The organism is Streptomyces sp. NPDC090798 (genome assembly GCF_044768965.1).
Classification (GTDB): domain Bacteria; phylum Actinomycetota; class Actinomycetes; order Streptomycetales; family Streptomycetaceae; genus Streptomyces.
Genome location: NZ_JBIVXA010000039.1, coordinates 25,927 through 45,134, shown reverse-complemented (window position 1 = coordinate 45,134; position 19,208 = coordinate 25,927). Strand labels below are relative to the sequence as shown.

At 67.5% G+C, this 19,208-nt stretch carries 17 protein-coding genes and 4 pseudogenes; 11 read left to right on the top strand and 10 right to left on the bottom strand.

Annotated elements, in window-relative coordinates; genetic code table 11:
- Positions 1-160 (top strand): annotated as a pseudogene (locus tag ACIQTP_RS45425) (IS481 family transposase); the annotation flags it as partial.
- A 254-nt stretch (positions 161-414) separates the two neighbouring features.
- Positions 415-855, top strand: coding sequence for a VOC family protein (locus tag ACIQTP_RS45420; RefSeq protein WP_403411715.1), 441 nt, complete (start codon positions 415-417; stop codon positions 853-855).
- A 102-nt stretch (positions 856-957) separates the two neighbouring features.
- On the opposite strand, the gene ACIQTP_RS45415 is transcribed toward ACIQTP_RS45420, so the two are convergent.
- From ACIQTP_RS45415 to ACIQTP_RS45405, 3 genes are all read right to left on the bottom strand, one after another.
- Complete coding sequence (locus tag ACIQTP_RS45415; RefSeq protein WP_403411712.1) at positions 958-1,494, bottom strand: hypothetical protein; 537 nt, start codon at positions 1,492-1,494, stop codon at positions 958-960.
- A 519-nt stretch (positions 1,495-2,013) separates the two neighbouring features.
- Positions 2,014-2,169 (bottom strand): DUF3995 domain-containing protein, encoded by a 156-nt coding sequence (locus ACIQTP_RS45410; RefSeq protein WP_403411709.1) that lies wholly within the window; start codon positions 2,167-2,169, stop codon positions 2,014-2,016.
- A gap of 813 nt (positions 2,170-2,982) precedes the next feature.
- Positions 2,983-3,108 (bottom strand): hypothetical protein, encoded by a 126-nt coding sequence (locus ACIQTP_RS45405; RefSeq protein WP_403411706.1) that lies wholly within the window; start codon positions 3,106-3,108, stop codon positions 2,983-2,985.
- A gap of 162 nt (positions 3,109-3,270) precedes the next feature.
- On the opposite strand from ACIQTP_RS45405, the gene ACIQTP_RS45400 reads away from it, so the two are divergent.
- Positions 3,271-4,188, top strand: coding sequence for an NADP-dependent oxidoreductase (locus tag ACIQTP_RS45400; protein WP_403411703.1), 918 nt, complete (start codon positions 3,271-3,273; stop codon positions 4,186-4,188).
- Positions 4,189-4,738: 550 nt separating this feature from the next.
- On the opposite strand, the gene lexA is transcribed toward ACIQTP_RS45400, so the two are convergent.
- On the bottom strand, positions 4,739-5,410 hold the full coding sequence (gene lexA / locus ACIQTP_RS45395) for a transcriptional repressor LexA (RefSeq protein WP_403411700.1): 672 nt from the start codon (positions 5,408-5,410) through the stop codon (positions 4,739-4,741).
- Between the two features lie 449 nt (positions 5,411-5,859).
- Here lexA and ACIQTP_RS45390 point away from each other — a divergent pair, with 449 nt between their 5' ends.
- Positions 5,860-6,840 (top strand): alpha/beta hydrolase, encoded by a 981-nt coding sequence (locus ACIQTP_RS45390; protein ID WP_403411697.1) that lies wholly within the window; start codon positions 5,860-5,862, stop codon positions 6,838-6,840.
- A 357-nt stretch (positions 6,841-7,197) separates the two neighbouring features.
- Here the strand turns inward: ACIQTP_RS45390 and ACIQTP_RS45385 are convergent, their stop codons facing one another.
- The 3 genes and pseudogenes from ACIQTP_RS45385 to ACIQTP_RS45375 form a co-directional block, all read right to left on the bottom strand.
- Positions 7,198-7,494, bottom strand: coding sequence for a hypothetical protein (locus ACIQTP_RS45385; protein WP_403411694.1), 297 nt, complete (start codon positions 7,492-7,494; stop codon positions 7,198-7,200).
- A 598-nt stretch (positions 7,495-8,092) separates the two neighbouring features.
- Positions 8,093-8,353 (bottom strand): annotated as a pseudogene (locus ACIQTP_RS45380) (alpha/beta hydrolase); the annotation flags it as partial.
- Positions 8,354-8,408: 55 nt separating this feature from the next.
- Positions 8,409-9,215, bottom strand: coding sequence for a DUF4037 domain-containing protein (locus ACIQTP_RS45375; protein WP_403411717.1), 807 nt, complete (start codon positions 9,213-9,215; stop codon positions 8,409-8,411).
- 357 nt (positions 9,216-9,572) lie between these two features.
- On the opposite strand from ACIQTP_RS45375, the gene ACIQTP_RS45370 reads away from it, so the two are divergent.
- From ACIQTP_RS45370 to ACIQTP_RS45355, 4 genes and pseudogenes are all read left to right on the top strand, one after another.
- Complete coding sequence (locus tag ACIQTP_RS45370) at positions 9,573-9,782, top strand: hypothetical protein (RefSeq protein WP_403411692.1); 210 nt, start codon at positions 9,573-9,575, stop codon at positions 9,780-9,782.
- A complete protein-coding gene (locus tag ACIQTP_RS45365) occupies positions 9,755-9,907 on the top strand; it encodes a hypothetical protein (protein WP_403411689.1) in 153 nt (50 codons plus the stop codon). The genes ACIQTP_RS45370 and ACIQTP_RS45365 overlap by 28 nt, the downstream gene beginning before the upstream one ends.
- A gap of 508 nt (positions 9,908-10,415) precedes the next feature.
- Positions 10,416-11,069 (top strand): annotated as a pseudogene (gene snpA / locus ACIQTP_RS45360) (snapalysin); the annotation flags it as partial.
- Between the two features lie 288 nt (positions 11,070-11,357).
- Positions 11,358-11,879: pseudogene (locus ACIQTP_RS45355) on the top strand (transposase).
- Between the two features lie 21 nt (positions 11,880-11,900).
- On the opposite strand, the gene ACIQTP_RS45350 reads toward ACIQTP_RS45355, so the two are convergent.
- On the bottom strand, positions 11,901-12,359 hold the full coding sequence (locus tag ACIQTP_RS45350) for a TIGR03618 family F420-dependent PPOX class oxidoreductase (RefSeq protein ID WP_403411686.1): 459 nt from the start codon (positions 12,357-12,359) through the stop codon (positions 11,901-11,903).
- 174 nt (positions 12,360-12,533) lie between these two features.
- On the opposite strand from ACIQTP_RS45350, the gene ACIQTP_RS45345 reads away from it, so the two are divergent.
- The gene (locus ACIQTP_RS45345; RefSeq protein ID WP_402052659.1) at positions 12,534-12,791 is read left to right on the top strand and encodes a hypothetical protein; all 258 of its coding nucleotides are present in this window, start codon (positions 12,534-12,536) and stop codon (positions 12,789-12,791) included.
- Between the two features lie 1,395 nt (positions 12,792-14,186).
- Positions 14,187-14,612: a nuclear transport factor 2 family protein gene (locus ACIQTP_RS45340; RefSeq protein WP_403411683.1), complete on the top strand. Its 426-nt coding sequence runs from the start codon at positions 14,187-14,189 to the stop codon at positions 14,610-14,612.
- A 95-nt stretch (positions 14,613-14,707) separates the two neighbouring features.
- Here the strand turns inward: ACIQTP_RS45340 and ACIQTP_RS45335 are convergent, their stop codons facing one another.
- Positions 14,708-15,559, bottom strand: a complete 852-nt coding sequence (locus ACIQTP_RS45335; RefSeq protein WP_403411680.1) for an SDR family oxidoreductase — start codon at positions 15,557-15,559, stop codon at positions 14,708-14,710.
- Between the two features lie 117 nt (positions 15,560-15,676).
- On the opposite strand from ACIQTP_RS45335, the gene ACIQTP_RS45330 reads away from it, so the two are divergent.
- The gene (locus ACIQTP_RS45330; RefSeq protein ID WP_403411677.1) at positions 15,677-16,645 is read left to right on the top strand and encodes a LysR family transcriptional regulator; all 969 of its coding nucleotides are present in this window, start codon (positions 15,677-15,679) and stop codon (positions 16,643-16,645) included.
- Between the two features lie 195 nt (positions 16,646-16,840).
- Here ACIQTP_RS45330 and ACIQTP_RS45325 read toward each other — a convergent pair whose 3' ends face one another.
- Positions 16,841-19,042 carry a hypothetical protein gene (locus tag ACIQTP_RS45325; protein ID WP_403411674.1) on the bottom strand — a complete coding sequence of 734 codons (2,202 nt, stop codon included), beginning with the start codon at positions 19,040-19,042 and terminating at the stop codon, positions 16,841-16,843.
- Positions 19,043-19,208 lie beyond the last annotated feature (166 nt).

The window sequence follows — 19,208 nt, the reverse complement described above, 5'->3', positions numbered from 1 at the left end:
CGACGAATGGGCCTACCAGCGGCCCTACACCTCAAACGACGAGCGCACCGCAGCCCTGACAGACTTCCTCCACACCTACAACCACCACCGCTGCCCCACCGCGCTCGGCGGCCAGCCACCGATCAGCCGCGTGAACAACGCTGCGGGTCAATACACCTAGCGCTTAGAAGGCGCCTGGTGTGATCGTCGGCCCATCCCTCCTGACCTGGTGCTCCACGGACGCCGAGCGCGATAGATCGGCGCCTTCGACACGTATTCGACAGGGGGTTGGTACATCCGGATGAATCCCACCTGAGGCGCGATCCAGATCTTTCGGAGTTCGGCAGTCTGCGGATGTCGAGAACGTGCCACCGGCTCCGTCCCAGGGACATCAGCGGCCACCACCGGCCGCACGAAGAAGAAGGAGAAACCAGCATGTCGATTCAGCGGATGGACAACGTCGGCATCGTCGTCGAGGACATGGATGCCGCCATCGCGTTCTTCGTGGAACTCGGTATGGAGCTGGAGGGCAGGGCGGAGGTCGAGGGCCTCTTCGCCGACCAGTGCACCGGACTCGAGGGCGTCCGCTGTGACATCGCGATGGTCCGTACCCCAGACGGTCACAGCCGGCTCGAGCTGGCGAAGTACCGCAACCCCGCGGTGATCAGCGCCGGGCCGCGCAACCGGCCGCACAACATTCTGGGCACGCACCGCGTCATGTTCGCTGTCGACGACATCGAGGACACTGTTGCCCGCCTGCGCCCTCACGGCGCCGAACTCGTCGGCGAGATCGCCCGGTTCGAGGACAGCTATCTGCTCTGCTACCTCCGCGGCCCGGAGGGCATCATCGTCGGACTGGCCGAGCAACTGCGCTGAGAAGGAGGAACCGAACCATGCAGCCGAACGGAAGCCATGAGATGGACCTCGGAGAGAGGTGGCTCGCCACCTCTGAAGTCGTTTCATAGCGCATGGCGGCTGTCAGGGGCTGCCAGGGCCGGCTGCTGCCAGGGCCTCCGCCGCCACCTGCCGCAGTGCACGGCTGGTAATCCAGCGGTTCTTCCCGCCGGCCAGGTACGCCGCGGCACGACCCACCCATTCCGGGTCGCCGAGGAGATGTAGCTTTCCCTCAGTGGTGAGCTGCCGCAGCAGGGACTCCAGCCGGAGGGCGTCCACGGCCCGGTACGGGCGCGTGTGCTGGTCGAAGCGCAACTGGTGGTCCTCGTACGGGTGGCGCAGCGTCGTGCGCATCCAGCCGCCGTTGCGCGTGGCGACCACTCCCCTCAGCGTGTATACGCCTCTGCTGTTTGTGTTCCAGGAGTGCTTGCCCCAGGTGATCCAGATGCCATTCATGATCCTGGACCACAGGATCAACTGTCCCTCGGAGTCTGGCTCGTGCTGGTAGAGCCCGTCGGGACGGAACTCCACCCAGTGGGCGTCAGGTCGTGTGGCGTCCCCGACTCCCCAACGGCCGTTGGTCAGTTGCAGCGGCCCCAGAAATGTACGATCCTCCACCATGCGGTCATTGAATCACGTGTTCTATGAACTGTTGCTCCGCCTCCGCCACTGCCTCCCCTCCCGCCGTTGTCCCGGGAAAACGCCAGGTCGGAGTCGGCTTACTGGAGGCGTGGCCAGGGCCGCTGAGCGCCTGCCCGCAGGCGGTCAGCGGCAGACGGCCCGGGCGGCGATCAGTACCACGATCGAGCGATCACGAACCAAGGAAGATCGGACTTAACGACCTCTCGGTGCGTCAGCGCGGATTGCTCCGAAGTAACGAAGAGCGATCGCGCCTGCCGGCTTCAAGTACGGACATTCCAAAGGCCAGCCCACCTACGATGAACCAGGGGTTCCAGAGCGCCAGGGTCCAAAACCGTTGCCCCGCACTCACGCTGGCATCCAGGTGCGTCACGTCTGTCAGCACCAAGAACTCAACGAGGATGCCTCTCGTCAGCAGGATGAAGCTGACCCCCATCCCAAATACCTCAGCATGCGCCTCGTTGGCTTGGAACGGGGACGCGACTGAACGAGCAGCCATGCCTACAAGGCGCCGACCAGGCAGAGGGACCCCACACCCCACAGACCCACCAGCACGAACCAGAGCGGGCGTGCGTCGGCGAGCTGCCGCCCGGCGGACACGCTCAGCCCCACATCGCCGCCGACGGCCCAGTAGAAGTGTGATCCGGCAAAGATCACCGCCCACCCACACGCGACGTACCCCCACCGCCAGGCTGATTCCGTCCTCAGCGACACACGCCCCACCCCTCATCGACTTCGGCTCATTCTCTCTGCCAATGCGATTCACGAGACTTCAGGACCCAAGCCATGATGTGGGGACGGCCGCACGAGTTCTTTGAGTATGACCTCGCCGAGCTGATGGAGGAGTTGGCCTGTCCGTGGACCGCAAGCTGCGAGTCGGCGTTGCACCACGAGCGCGGCAGGAAGCGAAAGCGATCCCGCCTGCTGCAGGGTTCTTCAAGGATCTTATGGCGGCTGACAGCTCACCTCGGATCCCGCGCTCGTACGGGATGGATCTGCTGCGCCGGTGGCGGTTCCTATGGGCTTTGCCCCCGGCGAAACGGAGATTGGCACCGAGAACGGCAGAACGGCCGTGCACGCCAGCTCAGTTCGGAGAAGGCTTCTGCCGCGCGAACGGTCGCCTTCCCCGTCCCCGCTCTCCAGTCCGCGTACATGAACGCGCCCTTCCCGGCGTATCTCAACGCAGGGCTGCTGGAACACGACCGGGTAGGTGGCCGTACTTGTTTCCGCACTCGCTGTGTCCCGCGCTGGTCGTGTCTCGTTCTGACAAGATCACGCCGGAGGCCGTGTCCCGGCGGTTCGGTCGGCCGTGTCGCTCTGGTGCAGGACGAAACTCGGCGGTTTCCGAGAAGTGTGTCCCTCTGTGCCCCCGTGGCCGTTGTCGGCGGCCATTGAGAATGCCCCACATACGGCCACTGCTGCCGTCACTCTCCATCGACGTCCCGCGTGCTCGGGGTTGCACGATGCAGGTCAGGCCGCAGGTGCGTCGCCGACTCGGCCGACGTCGGCGCGGACGTCTTCGCTGTCGGCCGCGCCGAGGACGGCGTCCGGCAGGCAGGGGAAGCAGGCATCGAGTTCGTCGCGGCGCATCCCCATGGCCTTGGCGATATCACCGTCATCACATACATCCTCGACCGTTGATCCTGGGAAGAAAGCTCCGTTCCTGAGCCGTTGAATGCGATGGCCCGGTCGATGTGTCGCTGTCCGGGGCGTGACCGTCCAAGGCTTGCGCGAACGAGAAGGAGCGGTGATCACGCGATGAAGGCAGTGCGGTTCCACGAGTACGGCGGGATCGATGTGCTGCGGGTGGAGGAGGTGGAGCGGCCGACGCCCGGCCCCGGGCAGGTGCTGGTCGAGGTCCGCGCGGCCGGGATCCAGCCAGGCGAGGTGATGATCCGCGAGGGCGCGCGGCACAAACGCTGGCCGGCGACGTTCCCCTCCGGGCAGGGCAGCGATCTGGCCGGCGTCGTGGTGGAGGTCGGTCTGCAGGTGCGCGGCTTCGCGGTGGGCGATGAGGTCCTGGGTTTCACGCATAACAGGGCGAGCCATGCGGAGTTCGTCGTGGTCGACGACGTGGCGCTGACCACGCGTCCCAAGGGGCTGTCCTGGGACGTGGCCGGGTCGTTGTACGTGGCCGGCACGACCGCATACGCCACCGTGTTCGCGGTGGACCCCGGCCCGGCCGACACAGTCGTCGTGTCCGGTGCGGCCGGCGGCGTCGGGTCTCTTGCCGCGCAGCTCGCACGGCGGCGCGGCGCCACGGTGATCGGGCTGGCGAGCGAGCGGAACCACGCCTGGTTGAAGGATCGCGGTATCGTCCCGGTCGAGTACGGGGAGAACGTGGACGAACGGATCCGGCAGGCTTCCGGCGGGAACGTCGACGCGTTCATCGACACGTTCGGCGACGGCTACGTGGAGCTGGCAGTGGAGTTGGGTGTGCGGCCCGAACGGATCAACACCATCCGCGATTGGGAGGCCGCGGCCAGGGTTGGGGCGCGAACCTACGGAGAAGGTGCGGCGGCGTGTGCGGTCGTGCTCGGCGAGCTGGCCCGGCTTGCCGCGCGCGGGGAGTTGGAGGTGCCGATCGCCCGCGTCTACCCACTGGAGCGGGTGCGAGACGCGTTCCGCGAGCTGGAACGCCGACACACCCACGGCAAGATCGTGCTTCGGCCCTAGGTTGTGTGCGGCGGACCATGCCGCAGACGCGGGGCTGGGTACGCCCGTCCGCGGCGATGAGGCGCCGCTCGGATCCTGCGCCTTGGCCGACCTCGCCACCGTCTGGCTCGCCGGCCAGGTCCTCGCCGTCGACGGAGACCTGGAACTGACACAGCCACTCGCCCCGGAACAGCAACGCAGTATCACCGCTGGCGGCCGGACAGCTCCCCATCAAGCGGCCGTCGGCGGTGAATCACAACCGGCCAATGACAGGCCTTCAGCTGCGCAACGAGCTGGGACAGTGCGAGCTTCTTGAACTCGGTCAGCTCTGCGATGGTCGCGTCCGGGTCGGCGATCGCGGCCCTTCAGCTCGACGTTCTGGGCCTTCAACTCAGTGTTCTGGGCCTTCAGACGCTCGATCCGGGCGTGTCTCTGCGGTCTGACAACTTCCCCGGCCTCCCGGAGGGCCGTCAGACGGCGTACGAACTCGTCGCCGAGGTGCCAGAAGAGCCCTTCTCGGACGCTGCCGTCGCGGTCCCTCATCGGGAGGAAACCGGTGCGGGTCACTCCCTCAGAGCAGACGCAGGACGCCGACGACCTTGCCAAGGATCTGCGCCTCGTCGCCGGGGATCGGCGAGTACGACGGGTTTCGAGGCATGAGCCACACTCGCCCGTCCTGCCGGCGCAGCACCTTCACGGTCGCCTCGTCGCCCAAAAGCGCGGCGACGATGTCGCCATGGTCGGCGCTGTCCTGCCGTCTGACGGTCACGATGTCGCCGTCGCAGATCGCCGCGTCGATCATGCTGTCGCCGGAGACCGTCAGGGCGAACAGGTCGCCCTCCCCCACGACCTGGCGGGGCAGCGAGTAGACGTCCTCGATCATCTCCTCGGCGAGCAGAGGTGCGCCGGCGGCGATCCGTCCGACGAGCGGTACGTCGACCGGTGCCGCGCTCCTGCTGCCCAGGTCGGGCGCCCACGTGGGCCGGACCCGGTAGGCGCGGGGACGGTGCGGGTCGCGGTAGAGAACGCCCTTGCGCTCGAGGGCCATCAGCTGGTGGGCGACCGAGGATGTACTGGCGAGCTTCACGGCCTGGCCGATCTCCCGCATCGACGGGGGGTAGCCCTGCCGGTCGACCGACTCCGTGATGTAGCGGACGATGGCCGACTGGCGGCTCGTCAACTTCCCCTCGGCGGTCCGGGGGCCGGGGGGACGGCCCTGCCGTGCCGGCGCACTGTTCTCCATCCCGGGCACCTCCGTACAAGAACTCGCTGGTCGCGACCTTAACCCGTCACCTCCCCTAATTGGAACACCCTTTCGGTTCCCCCGTGAACGGACTACGGAGAACGGAGAACGGAGAACGGAGAACAGTGCGGGCCGCGTGATCGCGGGGCGGTCCGGCGGCTTCGCTGGTATCACCGGATCCACAGTCGATCTGTACGCCGCGATCCACCGTGCCGTGCGGATTGTCGAACGGGTCGATCAATTCGGGTTGCAGTACCCGGTGCGCGCAAAGTGCGCGCCGCATTCATCAGCACGTCGCCGTTGCCCTTCCTCTGCCCACCCAGGGACGGACTGGTGCGATCGCGAGCGTGCCACCGCCCCGTTATCCTGATCAAGGATGCATACATATGTGCAAATAACGCATCTAGCGTCCTCGCTGCCCCCAACCCTGCGGGGAAAGGAAGATCAGCATGACTTCAGTGCTTCCCCCTCCCACTCCGATCCTGGAGCCCGCGGCGCAGGACCTGACGGAGGCGACCTCCCCGCACCCGCGGATCTACGAGGTGCCGCCGGATCAGGGGCGTGACATCCTCGCCGGCCTGCAGACCGGAGAAGGTGTCGCGAAACCCGACGTCGAAGAGGAATGGGTGACCGTCGACGCCGGCAAGTGGGGGCAGGTACGCACCCGCATCGTGCGTCCGCGCGGCATCTCCGGGGCGCTTCCGGTCATCCTCTACATCCACGGAGCCGGGTGGGTGTTCGGCGACGAGAACACCCACGACCGCCTCGTACGCGAACTCGCCGTCGGCGCCGGCGCGGCTGCGGTCTTCCCCGTCTACGACCGGGCCCCCGAGGCCAAGTACCCCACCCAGATCGAGCAGAACTACGCCGTGGCCCAATGGTCCGCCCGCGAAGGCGCACAGCACGGCCTGGACGCCTCGCGCCTCGCCGTGTGCGGCGACTCCGTAGGCGGAAACATGTCCGCGGCCCTCGCCCTGATGGCCAAGGACAGGGGCGATGACGTCCGGGTCGGCTGCCAGGTCCTGCTCTACCCCGTCACCAACGCCGACTTCGACACCCCGTCGTACCACCAGTTCGCGGACGGGGAGTACCTGACCCGGGACGGAATGATCTGGTTCTGGGACCAGTACACCACCGATGCCGCCCAGCGCGCCGAGCCCTACGCCTCACCGCTGCGGGCGAGCATCGACCAGTTGCGCGGCCTGCCCCCGACCCTGGTCATCACCGACGAGGCCGACGTCCTGCGTGACGAGGGCGAGGCCTACGCGGCCAAGCTGCGTGAGGCCGGTGTCGACGTCACCGCGGTCCGCGTTCTGGGCATGGTCCACGACTTCCTGATGCTGGACCTCCTCCGTGACACCAATGCCACCAAGGTCGCTCGTCACCTCGCCATCGACGCACTCAAGACCGCCCTGCACGACGGCAAATGATGATGTCCGTGGTGACACTTCTGCGGTTCCTCCTCTTCGTTCGCCGATGAGCGTGTTGAGCTTCCTTTCGGCAATGAGTTCACCATCAGCTGCTGGCGGATGACGCTGGAGCAGTTCCTCGGCCGGCTTCTCGGCGCCGGGTTCAGGCTAGAAGGGCTGGGCTGCGGGGCCGCAGAGTTCTCTCCGAGCCGTCCCATCTCGAACGGTTTCGCCTCCCGGCGCCTCCGGGAAGGCAATTCGGGCCTGTCAGCTGATCACGCGAGCTGCGGCAGGTAATGCGGAGTGATATCGAGACCGCCTCGCGCACCGGCGACACCTGCTGGCCCTCGTCCCGCTCAAACGCGGCCGCCCGCGCCCTCACTTGCCGAAACCACCGATCATCGTCAGCAGATGCATCACGCTGGCGTCCTCCACCATGCTGGTCACTGCCAGATCAGCATCCTTGACTACGAACTCGTACGCCGTGTGCTGCTCCCACAACAACGCGGGGCTTTGCAGCGTGGGAAAGGCGGCGGCGTTCGCGCCGCGGTCCACCAACGCGTCGCGGGCGATGTGGGAGAGCCGGTCATGGACGCGCAGGCCGAGCGGCAGGAGGGTGTGCGCGCCGGTTGCGGCGGTCCGGCCGACGAAGCCGAGGGTCTCCAGCCGGTTCATCGTCATCAGCGTCGGGTTCACGGACCGCGGCCACACGGCGGCCACAACTGACCGGCGTACAGCGGAGAGTCAGGCATGCGCGGCCCCCATCACCCGGGTCGTGAGTGCGCTCGTTGAACAGAACTGTCAGGCCGTGGGCCTGCGCCTCATCGGCGACCAGCCCGAACGCTTCAAGTCGGCGGGCGGTGAACGACAGGGCGTCGAAGTCGGCGAACCGCTTCCACAGCTCCTTGCGCGGCAGGAACGGGGATCGACTCCGCTGGTGAGGCCGAGTTCAGCGGCCCGCGCTGGACGGACTCCTCGCGGCCCGACCCGCCGAGAGCCACGCCGACCTGCGTGAACTTCTGGGCACTCTGCCGCACCCTGTCGACTCGTACGAGGTCGCGGAAGGCTGACGTCGCCAGGATGCGGCGTAGCCCGGCTACTTCGACGCGCCTCGCCGGCTGCGCAACTCGGGGGCGCGGTCCTGCTGGGAGAACAACCGTCGGCTCTCCTCCACCAGGGACAGACCCTTCGGCTTGGCCTCCCGTCTGTCGGCCTGGCTTGTGTACGCGACTTGCGACGTCGTTTCGCCACGAGCTGCGCGGGCCGGCCGAGACGGAGCGACGTAGACAAGGTCGTCGTCTATCAGCCCGTCCGGGCCGGCCTCGACGGCGGGAGCGACGACGTCGCCGAACCAGGACCACTCATCACAGAGCGCGGCATGGTCGGCCGGGGTGAACATCTCCGGGTCGTACTCGGCACCCGCCTCGTGGTTCTCCTTCGCCGCGCGCCCCAGGGCGGCAGCACGCAGGGACGCCGGGCCGGAGTCCGTCATGCCCACGAACCAGTCGAGCCCTTCGGCGCCGAACGGAGCCAGTTCCGGGTTGCTTCTGCCTCGTATGGGAGTCCCAGGCGTAGCGCACGTCCTGTTGCTACTCGACGCGGCTCCTCAGCACGGTGAGGGCCTCCTCAACGAACGCCCGTGCCTCGGTCACCGTTGCCGCCAGCGACTCCGCAGTCTCGCCGGGTGCCCCCAGCAAGCCGCGGACTCGCTGGCCGAAGCCGGTTGGCGCGCCCGGCAATGTCTCGGCGACAGCCAGCGCGCCCTTCTCATTGAGGCACCAGCGCCGGTCCTCTGCGAACAACGCCTGCACCAGCACGCCCACGGCCCGGGACAGGCAGAGCGAGACGTAGAGCGTGTCCGCCCGGGCCGCGCCCTTTGCTGCGGCGTTGACCAGGAACTCCGCCTCCCAGGCTCCCGCCGTCAGCGCCACGCGCAGCGGCTCAGGGTAGTTCGTGGTCCGGCGCCTAAGGTCCGCCAGTTCGCCGCTCGGGTCAGCCAGAACCTGACCGAGCGCTACCTCGCCTGCATAGCACGGCGACCAGAACCCAAGCGGATGACCCGCCTGTACGCCTACCTCGTACCGGCCCTCACGGCAGTCCGCCCACACCTGCTCGACCCGGTCCAGGTCCCGCAGGATCCAGTCCACCGCCACGCCGTCGGCATGCAGCCACGCACCACCGTTTACCCAAGGCCCCCAACTGCCTGGGCCGGCCACTTCCACATCGGGTCCGGCCAATGCGCGCAACGCGGCGAGATCGAGCCCGGCACTGTAGTAGACGCCGAGGTCCCAGTCTGATTCCGGCCGGTGCTCTCCACGTGCCCGGCTGCCGCCGAGCATTACCCCGACTACGCCCGGCACCTCGGCCAAGCGCTTGGCCATGTCCTCGATGAACATCCGCACGGAGCGAGTCTGTCAGTCGCCAACGCGTCGGGCTAGCCGTTTCCACCGGTGGTCATCGGATGCGGGGGCTTCGACGGACGGGCGTCCCAGCGACAGACGATCCACGCGCGTCTGATCAGGCATCGGACCGTGATGTCGCACTGGCCATGGCGATGAAGAACTCGACTGGCGCCTTTCGCCGTCCGATGCCCGATCGGCCACTCGCTCGTATCCGCAGCCGAAGACGCCCTCGTCGGCCACACCCTTCGGATTGATGTCACGGGCTCGCGCCGTCTCAGGCGATGTTCGCCTCGTTGTTGGGAGGGGTGTAGTCGGGGGCCTCGGCTCGCTGCTGTCCGCGGGAATCGGCCCATGCTGAGAGTCGGTTCCGTTGCGCTGGGTGTCTCGGATGTGACGCGTGCGGCCGCGCTGTGGATGGAGGCCCTGGGATACGTCCCGCGCAAGGACATGGAAGACGACTGGGTGGTGCTGGTGCCGGCGGAAGGGGCCAGAGTGCAGCTGGCACTCTACGGCCGGGCCCGCACCTCGTTCGCGTGGCTGACGACAGCCCGGCCCGCATAGGCCCGAAGCCACCGGGTGCGGCGGACACGCTGCTGGAGGCGGGCGAGGAACCCACCACCGACCTCTCCCTCACGCCGCTCGCCGGGCTGCACGGCGGGCCTGACCTCCATCCTGATCAAGACTGAGCGGCGGCGGCTCGGCGGTGAGGGATGCCGCCCAGCGCTGAGGGCGCTCGCTGGGGGGCGCCCCAGGGCCGGTGGGGTGCGAAAGAAGCGGAAGCCCATGTTCTATGACGTCGGTCACAGCGCCCCACCAACACACCGGCACACTTAGTAGACGCGGCATGGCAGACATCTGAGGATTTATCCGTTTTGGCCCGGATGCGGATCCTGCTGCGCTTCCCGTGATTCCGCCCGGTTGGCCCGCACGCCCGTTGCCCATCGCTGTAAGGCTTCTGACGCCGCGACAGCTTCCCCTCCTGCCGCCATGCGCGGACCGGAGACCCGTGCTCTGCCCAGGCGAGGGATCCCGGGACCTACGAGGCGACGTAGTGGCGGGACCCTTTGCGCTCCCTGTCGAGCCGTTCTAAGAATGTCGACCCACAGGACGTCGCCGCAGTTCGGAACCGGTGTTCACGCAGAGTCGACAGCGCACCGTGCGCTCGGCGTCACCGAGTGAGTAGGAGCCCCCCACATGAAGTCGTCCCGAAGGTCCGCGAGACTCCTCGCCCTCGCTCTCGGCCTGGGTCTGGCCTCCAGCGCGCTGGGCGCGGCGGTGCCGGCGAGCGCCCAGACGGCCGCCACCCCGTCCGCTGCCGCCGGTACCTCCGTGGCACGGTACGCCGGGTCGGGTGAGGAGGCCGCGAGCAACAAGGCGTTCTTCGAGGCGGTGCTCAAGTCCGTCGCTGAGAAGCGCGCCGCCCAGCCGAACGCGCAGGCGGTGACTGTCTACTACGACGACTCCAAGGCACCGAGCTTCCGTTCGCAGATATCGAGCGCGGCCTCGATCTGGAACAGCTCCGAGTCCAACGTCAAGCTCCAGGAGGCGTCGAGCGGTGCCGACTTCTCCTACTACGAGGGCAACGACGCGCGCGGGTCCTACGCCTCCACCAACGGCCACGGAAGTGGCTACGTCTTCCTCGACTACACCCAGAACCAGCAGTACGACTCGGTCCGCGTCGTCACCCACGAGACCGGGCACGTGCTGGGCCTGCCGGACGACTACGGCGGGCCGTGCAGTGAGCTGATGTCGGGCGGCAGCGCCGGCCCGTCCTGCACCAACCGCTACCCGAACGTCACCGAGCGCTCGCGTGTCGACCAGGCGTGGGCCACCGGACTCGCGCAGGCCCCGGGCACGGTGACCGGGCCCACTGACGAACTGAGCGCTGCACCGCCGGTACGGACCGTGGCGCCGAGCCACGTTCCGGCGTATCCGCTCCACGGCCCGTCCTGGAATTGAGTGCGTTCCCAAGCGATTCCCTCCCCCAGCCTTCGGCCGGGAGGTGCCCCCAGCCCCGCGGTGAAGACTCACGCGGCACTCTCCGAGAACCCCCGCATCGCGAACCGGCTTACCGATCTGGTCACAGCACTCGGGTCTGTTGCGAAAGTGGATCTTGGTTGTGGATGATCGCGTCCTGTGGGGCGTTGTGATCTGACGAATGGCCAGTGGGCCCGGCTGGAGCCGTTGTTGCCGCAGGGCTTCAAGCCGGGCCGTACGCCGCTGTGGACGCGTCGGCGGCTGATCGACGGTATGCGGTGGCGGACCCGGACCGGTGCCCAGTAGCGCGATGTACCCGAACGCTACGGCCTCTGGGGCTGGGTGCTCCGCCTCGGTCCTGGCACGCCGCGCAGCAGGCCGGAACGGGTGCGGGCCGACTAGGCGTACGACTCCCGCCGTAACCGGGCCTGCCTGCGCGGACGTGGGATCAAGGCGACCATCCCGGTCCCGGCGGACCGCGTCCGCATCCGTCAGAAGCGGGGCTCCCGGGGCGGTCGGCCGCCGAAGTTCGAGAAGACCGACTACCGCGGACGCCACGCGGTCGAGTGCGGGATCAACCGCCTCAAGCGGCATCGGGCCGTGGCAACGAGGTACGACAAGCTTGCCGTCCGCTACGAAGCGACGACCGTGCTGGTCGCAGTCCTCAACGAGCGGCTGTGACCAGCACGGACCCGATACGTGCTAGCCGTCGATGTCGAGCACTGTGCCGTACAGTCGGTCCACCTTCAGCCGGATGACCACCCGGCGCTCGGCAACCAACTCCTCCAGGAACGCAGCTTCGTCCTCGGGCCTCCCGGACTTCGGGATCATCCCGAGCAGTTCCCGCCCGACCGCGTCCCCAGGAACTGCCGAGCTCTCAGAGACCACGGTCTCGCCTTCGGCGACGGCAAACGACCACACGTCGCCGCCCGACACGTGCAGCGCCGCGCGTGAATTGCGCCGCAGGTGCTGGACTTTGACCCGGTCGGCCGTGGTCGAGAACCGCACAATGCGGGCTTCGGGGTCCCAGCTGTACACCATGGTTGTCAGGTGGGGGTGGCCACTGCGCTTGATGGTGGCGAGCGTGCCGAACTGCTGCTGGCCAAGCAAGCTGGAGAGGGCTTCGTCGGACAGTGTGCGAGGCGCTGGTCGTTGAGTCATGAAGTGATCAACGTCCCTGACCGTCCAGCAATTTCATGGACTCCATCAGCCCAACTCCAGCTTTCACCGCACGCCCTAGGTGCCGGGTGGGGACCCGGCCGGCGGAGCCTGTTTGCGCAGACCCGTCGTGCGCCTTTCCCGCGGTTGGCCGGACAGGCGATTAAATACCGGAGCATGACTACAGAGCCGCAGCGCTTCCGAATCTTGTTGGTCCCTGAACACATCGAGAACAGAGGCGCCGCCACCGTGGAGGACTCGGCCGTGCGATCGGCGGTTGTCGAGGCGACGGGCGAGACGGGAGCCTCGGGCTATCCCCGCTACGCCGGGGACGGGATCGTGGCCGACATCGACCCCAGTACGCGCACGGTCGAGGCGGTGCTGGTCGATGGTTCAGAACTGGACTATGGGCTGAACGCTATGGTCGCTTCCTGATCGGCCCTGATCTCCTGGCGGCGCCGCGTAGCGAGTGCCGCCGTCTGTTCGCGATGGCCCGTTGCAAGCAACGGGCCATCCAGCAAGGCGCCAGAAAGGCTGCGTTCGGAAGCGCCGACTGGCTTCCCAACCCGAGCCGCAAACGCCCCGGCTCTCTACGCTCCGTGCCGGATGGTAAAAGGCGCTGGACCTCCTCAACCGCCTCACGCTGGTGGATGTCTCGATCTCGCAGGTACTGACGGCAAGACCCGTTGCTGTACGCCTTGCCGACCGCGACGCTCTGCGGCTCCTTGCGCGGTCTGCCTGGCCCACGCCGTGGGACGCGGATCTTCTCCGGCACCAGTGTGAACTGGGCGCGGTCTGTCCGCTGTCCCGGCGTGACTCAGAGACACAGTGGGCGGCAGTGACCGTCTGCGCTCAGAGGGACTCTGGTGGTGAAAGCCGCCGCGAGAACGGCCGAGGCCTTCACCTGCTGGCGTGTCCGATCGATCTCGCCTACCTCATCGGCCGCGGCTTGAAGCTGCTGCAGTGGGTGCTCGCATGTCCCATCAGCCGACCACCGCCGGTGCCGTCAGTAGACCGTTTTCCACGGCCCGAATCGTTCGGGCAGGTCCCCCGCGAAGGATCATGCTGCGGAATACGAGTTCCTCTGCCTGATCAGCACGCCGTTCGCTCGCTGACCGGCGACATCGCATGTCGCACGTGAAAGGAGGGTCTTGGTGTGGGCGTGAACAGCGGCGGCGGCCTTGCATCGCTGGAGCGATTTGTTGGCTACGTCTTCCGGCCATACCGGGGCCACGCGGATGACGGCGCGGTGGCCTGTCGTGCGGTTTGGGTGTGCGAAGCGGGATCGCACCGACCCCGGGTCAGTCGCGGAGGGGCTCCCGACAGCAATCGAGATCGTCTCTTGGTTTCTGGGCGCGGGAATCGATATGAGATGGGTGATGTCGACGACGCGATGCGTTACCGATTCGAACCGGTTACCAGCGGCGCTGCCGTCACTGAGCGTGCTGAGCTCCGGCTCCCGCTCACCACTCCGGGTGCGCGTGTGGTGATGCTTCACGCAAGGCGGTCGACGAACTCGTCGAGCTCAGCGGCGGGGAGCGCGCGTTGGGGCCAGCCGCATTCCTCGGTGGTCACCGCGTCGAAGAGTCGCGCGCCAAGGATGATCTCAAGAACTCGTGCTCGTCCGACAAGCCGCGCCAGGTCGCGCCACCCTCGGGAATGGTCCTGGTCGGAGTCTCCATCTACGCCATGCCAGTGATCTTGCTGGTCGGCTTCACCATCAGAGAGCTCCTCGTTCCTCCTTCTGGAGATCACTGATCGCCCTGGCGCAGTGCCCGCTGTGGCTGGCCGGGGACATAGTCCGTGGGAAGAATGAGGACACGGCCTAAAATGATCTCGTCCGATACTTCTGTGATCGGAGGGAACGCGGTGGGCGACCAGGAGACTCGAGCGGCGCTGGACCGGCACTGGGCAGCGTCTGCTGCCGGGGATCAAGACGCCGAGCACGAGATCTATCACGACGACGTCATCACTGACTATCCCCAGTCGGGTGAACGCATCCACGGCCGCCGCAATCTACAGGCGTTGCGCTCACACCACCCGGCCAAGCTCACCTTCACCGTCCGCCGGATTCTCGGTAGTGGGGATCTTTGGATCACCGAATATGTGATCGACTATGACGGGAAACCGGCATCCACTATCAGCATCATGGAATTCCAGGAAGGCAAGGTCTCACACGAGACCCAGTACTTCGCGGATCCGTTCACTCCGCCCGCCTGGCGCGCCAAATGGGTGGGCTCGATGTCCCAGTTCTGAGATTCCAGTTCTGAGAGGCGCCGGAGATGATGACGGTCTTGTCGGTGAAGCGAGGCCTGGGCGGATGTCCTTTCCGGTGAGCCGACAGCAAGGCGTCACACCGAGGGCGGGGTGAAGCCGTCCCGGTCGGTCGAGAAGGCGACCTCACGCTGGGCCTCAGCGCTTTCCACCCGAGCGGTGAGGGCGTCGTGGACCAGGTGGTAGGCGTCGGAACCGAGGAGCTGGCGCCGCGGCGGCTCCGTCAGGTCGCCGATGCGGATCATCGCCTCGGCCACCTTGCGGGGGTCACCTGGCATGGCTTCCAGGGGCACACTGTTCTTGCCGTGGGTGAAGTCCGCCGCCTGGGTGCCGGCGTAGGCGGGCAGCCGCGAGGGGGTGATGTCCGCCGAGCCGTAGAAATCGGTGGCGACCATGCCCGGTTCGATCAGCGTGGTGTGGATGCCGAACGGCTCGGTCTCCAGGACGTACGCCTCGAAGAAGCCCTCGATGCCCCACTTGCTGGTGTGGTACAGCGACATCGCGGGGAACGCGATGTGGCCGCCCATGCTGGAGGTCTGCAGGAAGTTGCCGCCACCCTGGGCGCGCAGGTGTGGCGTCACCGCGCGGGCGAGTTGGATGGGAGCGATCACGTTGGTGTCGATCTGGCGCTCGATCTGCTCGTCGGTCAGCTCCTCGGCCAGGCCGATGAGGCCGTACCCGGCGTTGGAGACCACCACGTCGATGCGTCCGAGCTCGGCGAACGCGCTGTCCACGACCTTCCGCATGTGTGCGGTGTCGGTGACGTCCAGGTCCGCGCGCCACAGCCGGTCGCCGTGGCGTGCGGCCAGGTCGTCGAGGCGCACGGGATTGCGCAAGGTGGCGGCGACCCGGTCGCCGCGCTGCAACAGCAGCTCGGTCATCTGGCGGCCGAAGCCACTGGAGGTTCCGGTGATGAACCAGGTCCTCATGTCGGTACCCCTCGGGTCGGACGGTTGGTTGCCAACCTCCATGACAGCGCCGTGCCGCGACGCGATCAACGACGAACGCTCGTTTGTTCAACAGGCAAAGCCTGTCAATATGGAGACATGGAGCTGCGCCAGCTGGAGTACGCCGTGACCGTGGCCGAGGAACTGCACTTCGGCCGGGCTGCGGCCCGGATGCATGTCACTCAGCAATCGGTCAGCGAGCAGATCCGCCGTCTGGAACGCGAACTCGGCGCCCCCCTGTTCACCCGGACCAGCCGCCGCGTGGCCCTCACCGAGGTGGGCGAGGCGTTCCTGCCCGAGGCACGCAGTGCCATCGCCGCCGTCCGTCACGCTCTCGACGTCGGCCGCCGCGCCGCCACCGGCACGGTCGACGAACTCCGCCTGGGGTACGCAGAGGATCTTGGTCCGCGCCTGTTCCAACTCGCGGTGCCCGCGCTCCACGCCCGCTTCCCCGCCATCCGGCTGGCCCCGCGACCGATGACCACTACCGCCCAGCTCTCCGAGCTCAGCGACCGCCGCCTCGACCTCGGCTTCTCCTGGACCGCCCAGCACCCACCCGAGCTGACCTCGCTCCTGGTGGCCCGCGAACCGCTCGTGGTCGCAGTCGCCGCCGGTCATCCCCTCGCGGCCTCGGACGCGATCGACCCCGCCCAGCTGTCCCACCAGCCCCTTGTCATCGTCGAGCGCGAGGTCAACCCCTGGCTGCACGATCACTTCGTCGGCCAGCTCGAATCCCGCGGCGCCACGGTGACCATCCACCGCGAGATCTCCAGCCTCGACCGGCTCCTGCCCCTGGTGCTCACCGGCTCGGCCATCGGACTCACCATCACCAGCGCAGCCGCGGCAAGACCCTTCGCCGGAATCGTCTACCGCCCCTTCACCGACCCGAGCCCCTACGCCGACCACCGCATCGTCTGGCGCCGCGACAACACCAACCCCGCCGTCACCGCGCTCATCGACATCGTCCGCGAGCTGCGCGACACAGCAGCCTTCCTCCCGTCCGAAGTCGCACACGCACCCGACGAGGCACACCGCAGCACTACCCCCGGCGGCACCGGGCCGGACTAACCCACATGGTCGTCGGCCACCCCGGCAACGGGACGCTGCGCTCTTGCGGAGTGCCGACACCGGCGTGGCGCAGGTCGCCGAACGCGGCGGCCTCCGTGCAGGAGCCGGGAAGCCCAGCAGGGCTGCTGAAGATGATGGGGCCGGTACGCGGGTTGCGCGTACCGGCCCCATCAGGTGTGTTCGTCCGCCGGGAGGCTACTCCTGGGCGGTCCTGCGGCGGCGCATCCACCACACGAGCGCCCCGCCGGCCACGGCAAGGACGGCGGCGACGCCCAAGATCAGGCCGATCGGGGAGTCGTTACCGGTGTGCGCGAGGTCACCCCCGGGCTCGCTGGGTGCGGGCGTGGTGGGTGCCGGAGTGTGCGTGCCTGCGCCGCCTCCACCGCTGTGGGTCGGGGTGGGGGTCGGCCTGCCCGTGTGCGTCGGTGTCGGGGTTGGCGTGGGTGTGGGGGTGCCGGTGTCGTCGGCAGCCGTGTTTGCGCCGAGGAGGACCTGTCCCGTCAGGTCGGTGTTGTCGGTGAGGGTCTTCACGCTGGTCTGCGCCTGTCGGGGCAGGTAGCGGTGCTGGGCTGTGAAGTTGACCTTGCTGACGTTGTGCTTGGGCTGCTTGGACATGTCGACGCCGCCCACGAGGTAGACCTGGACGGTGCCGTTCGCGGGGATCTTGTACTCGAACTCGCCGTGGGTGTAGATGTACCGGTACTTCTTGAACAGGGCCTCACGTGTCCAGTCCTGGTTGGGCGCGCGCAGCGGCCAGCGGGACACGTCACCGCTGTTGATGATCTGGTGGTAGTCCGTGGGCGTCTTGGCGTCCTGCTGGCGGATGTACTCGGCCGCGACGCGGGCGGTGTAGACGCGCCGCAGGTCCGCGTACTGGGGCGCGGTGTTGATGGTCTTCTCCACCGCGGGGACGATCATCTGGTCGATGACGCGCTGTGCCGCCTTGGTCTCGGCCTCGTTCGGGGTGCAGATCGGCGTGCCCGGGCCGGGGGTGATCGTGGTCTGCGCGGTCGACTTCAGGCGCAGCGGGGTGTCGAGGATGTAGATGCCGCCGTCCTGCTCTCGGACCTGCGCGGTCTTCGGCTCGATCCAGTTGCGCAGACCGGGCATGCACGGGTAGCCGTTCTGCTTGGGCAGGGCCGCCCAATAGCGTTTGCCGAGGTCGGTATCGGGGTCCATGGCCTTGTAGAAGTCGTGCTTCATCTGGAGGTCGGCTTCCAGGAGCACGCGGCCGGCGTCGGTCTTGCCGAACTTGGCGTCCATGATGCGGTCCGGCTCATCCGGGTTGAGGTTGACCCAGAACTTGTCGGGGGTCAGGGCGAGCCAGGTGAAGAACGCGTCCGAGATGAGCTGGGCCTTGGCTTTGCCGCCCCATCCGGACTGCTCGGTGGGGTCTTCCTTGGCATCGAACGCGAAGTCGACGCCCCTGCCCTTGACCGGCTTGCCGATGTACTTCAGGTCCAGGGTGGAGAAGTCGACGCCGCCGGGGCCGCGGGGCAGACCACCGGGGTTGGCGAGGTTCCTGCGGTTCAGGTAGTCCGCCATGTCCTTCGGGGTGGGCCGCGACTCACGGATCAGGTCGGTGGCGCCGCCGCGGGTGGTGCCGGACTGGCCCGGGGGCTCCAGCAGACCGCTCGTGGCGCGCTGTCCGCCCTTGGGGGCCAACTCCACGCGGTCGGAGCGGTAGTTGTACTCGGTTACCCGGTCACCGGCGATCTGGCGCATGTCCCCCAGGAACTTCTTCGCGTCGGCCTTCTGGGGCTCGGCGAAGACGTACTTGACCCGGCTGTCCTTCCAGTTGGGGTCCTTGGCCCAGGCCAGGTCCTTGGGGATCTGGGTGCGGTCCGGGCTGCCGTTGGACTTGATCTCCAGGATCTGCTTCGTGCGCGTGTTGTAGGCGTCGAGCTTGCGCCGGTACGTCTTGTCGGGGTTGGCGGGGTCCTTGAACTCGACCTCCTTCTGGCAGATCCAGTCCGGTCCGACCAGCCCGTGATCCTTGATCACCTTCCGCTCGAAGGCCTTGCCGCGGGGGTCGTTCCCGGAGTTCGTGATGAACTTCGCGTCACGGTAGTCCTCGAACTTGGGGTACTGGTCCTTCTGTTGGAGCCATCTCCACCAGACCCGGTCGGGCTGCGTCGCCGGGGCCTTGGTCAGCTTGGACAGCGTGGCCTCCTTGGCGGCGGACGGCGGCCCGAGGCCGTCCCACTCCTTGGCAGGGTTGACGTACTCGTATTCGTCCCACTGGGACTTCGCACGGGAGGCGTCGAACTCCGGCAGGTCAACGGTCGGGCTGGTGCTGCTGGGCAGGCCGTACAACTCGTCACAGCGCTTGCCCGGGTCCAGCGGCTTCGGTGCAGCGATCGCTAAGGTGATCCCGGGAAGCCCGGTGAGGGCCATGACCGAAGCACATGCGAGCGCGACGGCCGACCGGCGCAGCGCATGCAACCGCCGGTTGCGTATGGGTTTTTTCACGTGATGTCCCCGTGGGGGCCCGGTAGGGCATGGCGTGCTCGTGAGGCGCCAGGGGCCCCCGTGGTCGATGTGGCGCCGACGAACAGACCTC

Excerpts from the sequence above, each read along its gene's own strand:
- ACIQTP_RS45420 (WP_403411715.1), top strand. The coding sequence starts at position 415 with ATGTCGATTCAGCGGATGGACAACGTCGGCATCGTCGTCGAGGACATG.
- ACIQTP_RS45415 (WP_403411712.1), bottom strand. The coding sequence starts at position 1,494 with ATGGTGGAGGATCGTACATTTCTGGGGCCGCTGCAACTGACCAACGGC.
- ACIQTP_RS45405 (WP_403411706.1), bottom strand. The coding sequence starts at position 3,108 with ATGGGGATGCGCCGCGACGAACTCGATGCCTGCTTCCCCTGCCTGCCG.
- ACIQTP_RS45400 (WP_403411703.1), top strand. The coding sequence starts at position 3,271 with ATGAAGGCAGTGCGGTTCCACGAGTACGGCGGGATCGATGTGCTGCGG.
- lexA (WP_403411700.1), bottom strand. The coding sequence starts at position 5,410 with ATGGAGAACAGTGCGCCGGCACGGCAGGGCCGTCCCCCCGGCCCCCGG.
- ACIQTP_RS45390 (WP_403411697.1), top strand. The coding sequence starts at position 5,860 with ATGACTTCAGTGCTTCCCCCTCCCACTCCGATCCTGGAGCCCGCGGCG.
- ACIQTP_RS45385 (WP_403411694.1), bottom strand. The coding sequence starts at position 7,494 with ATGAACCGGCTGGAGACCCTCGGCTTCGTCGGCCGGACCGCCGCAACC.
- ACIQTP_RS45375 (WP_403411717.1), bottom strand. The coding sequence starts at position 9,215 with ATGTTCATCGAGGACATGGCCAAGCGCTTGGCCGAGGTGCCGGGCGTA.
- ACIQTP_RS45370 (WP_403411692.1), top strand. The coding sequence starts at position 9,573 with ATGCTGAGAGTCGGTTCCGTTGCGCTGGGTGTCTCGGATGTGACGCGT.
- ACIQTP_RS45350 (WP_403411686.1), bottom strand. The coding sequence starts at position 12,359 with ATGACTCAACGACCAGCGCCTCGCACACTGTCCGACGAAGCCCTCTCC.
- ACIQTP_RS45345 (WP_402052659.1), top strand. The coding sequence starts at position 12,534 with ATGACTACAGAGCCGCAGCGCTTCCGAATCTTGTTGGTCCCTGAACAC.
- ACIQTP_RS45340 (WP_403411683.1), top strand. The coding sequence starts at position 14,187 with ATGATCTCGTCCGATACTTCTGTGATCGGAGGGAACGCGGTGGGCGAC.
- ACIQTP_RS45335 (WP_403411680.1), bottom strand. The coding sequence starts at position 15,559 with ATGAGGACCTGGTTCATCACCGGAACCTCCAGTGGCTTCGGCCGCCAG.
- ACIQTP_RS45330 (WP_403411677.1), top strand. The coding sequence starts at position 15,677 with ATGGAGCTGCGCCAGCTGGAGTACGCCGTGACCGTGGCCGAGGAACTG.
- ACIQTP_RS45325 (WP_403411674.1), bottom strand. The coding sequence starts at position 19,042 with ATGGCCCTCACCGGGCTTCCCGGGATCACCTTAGCGATCGCTGCACCG.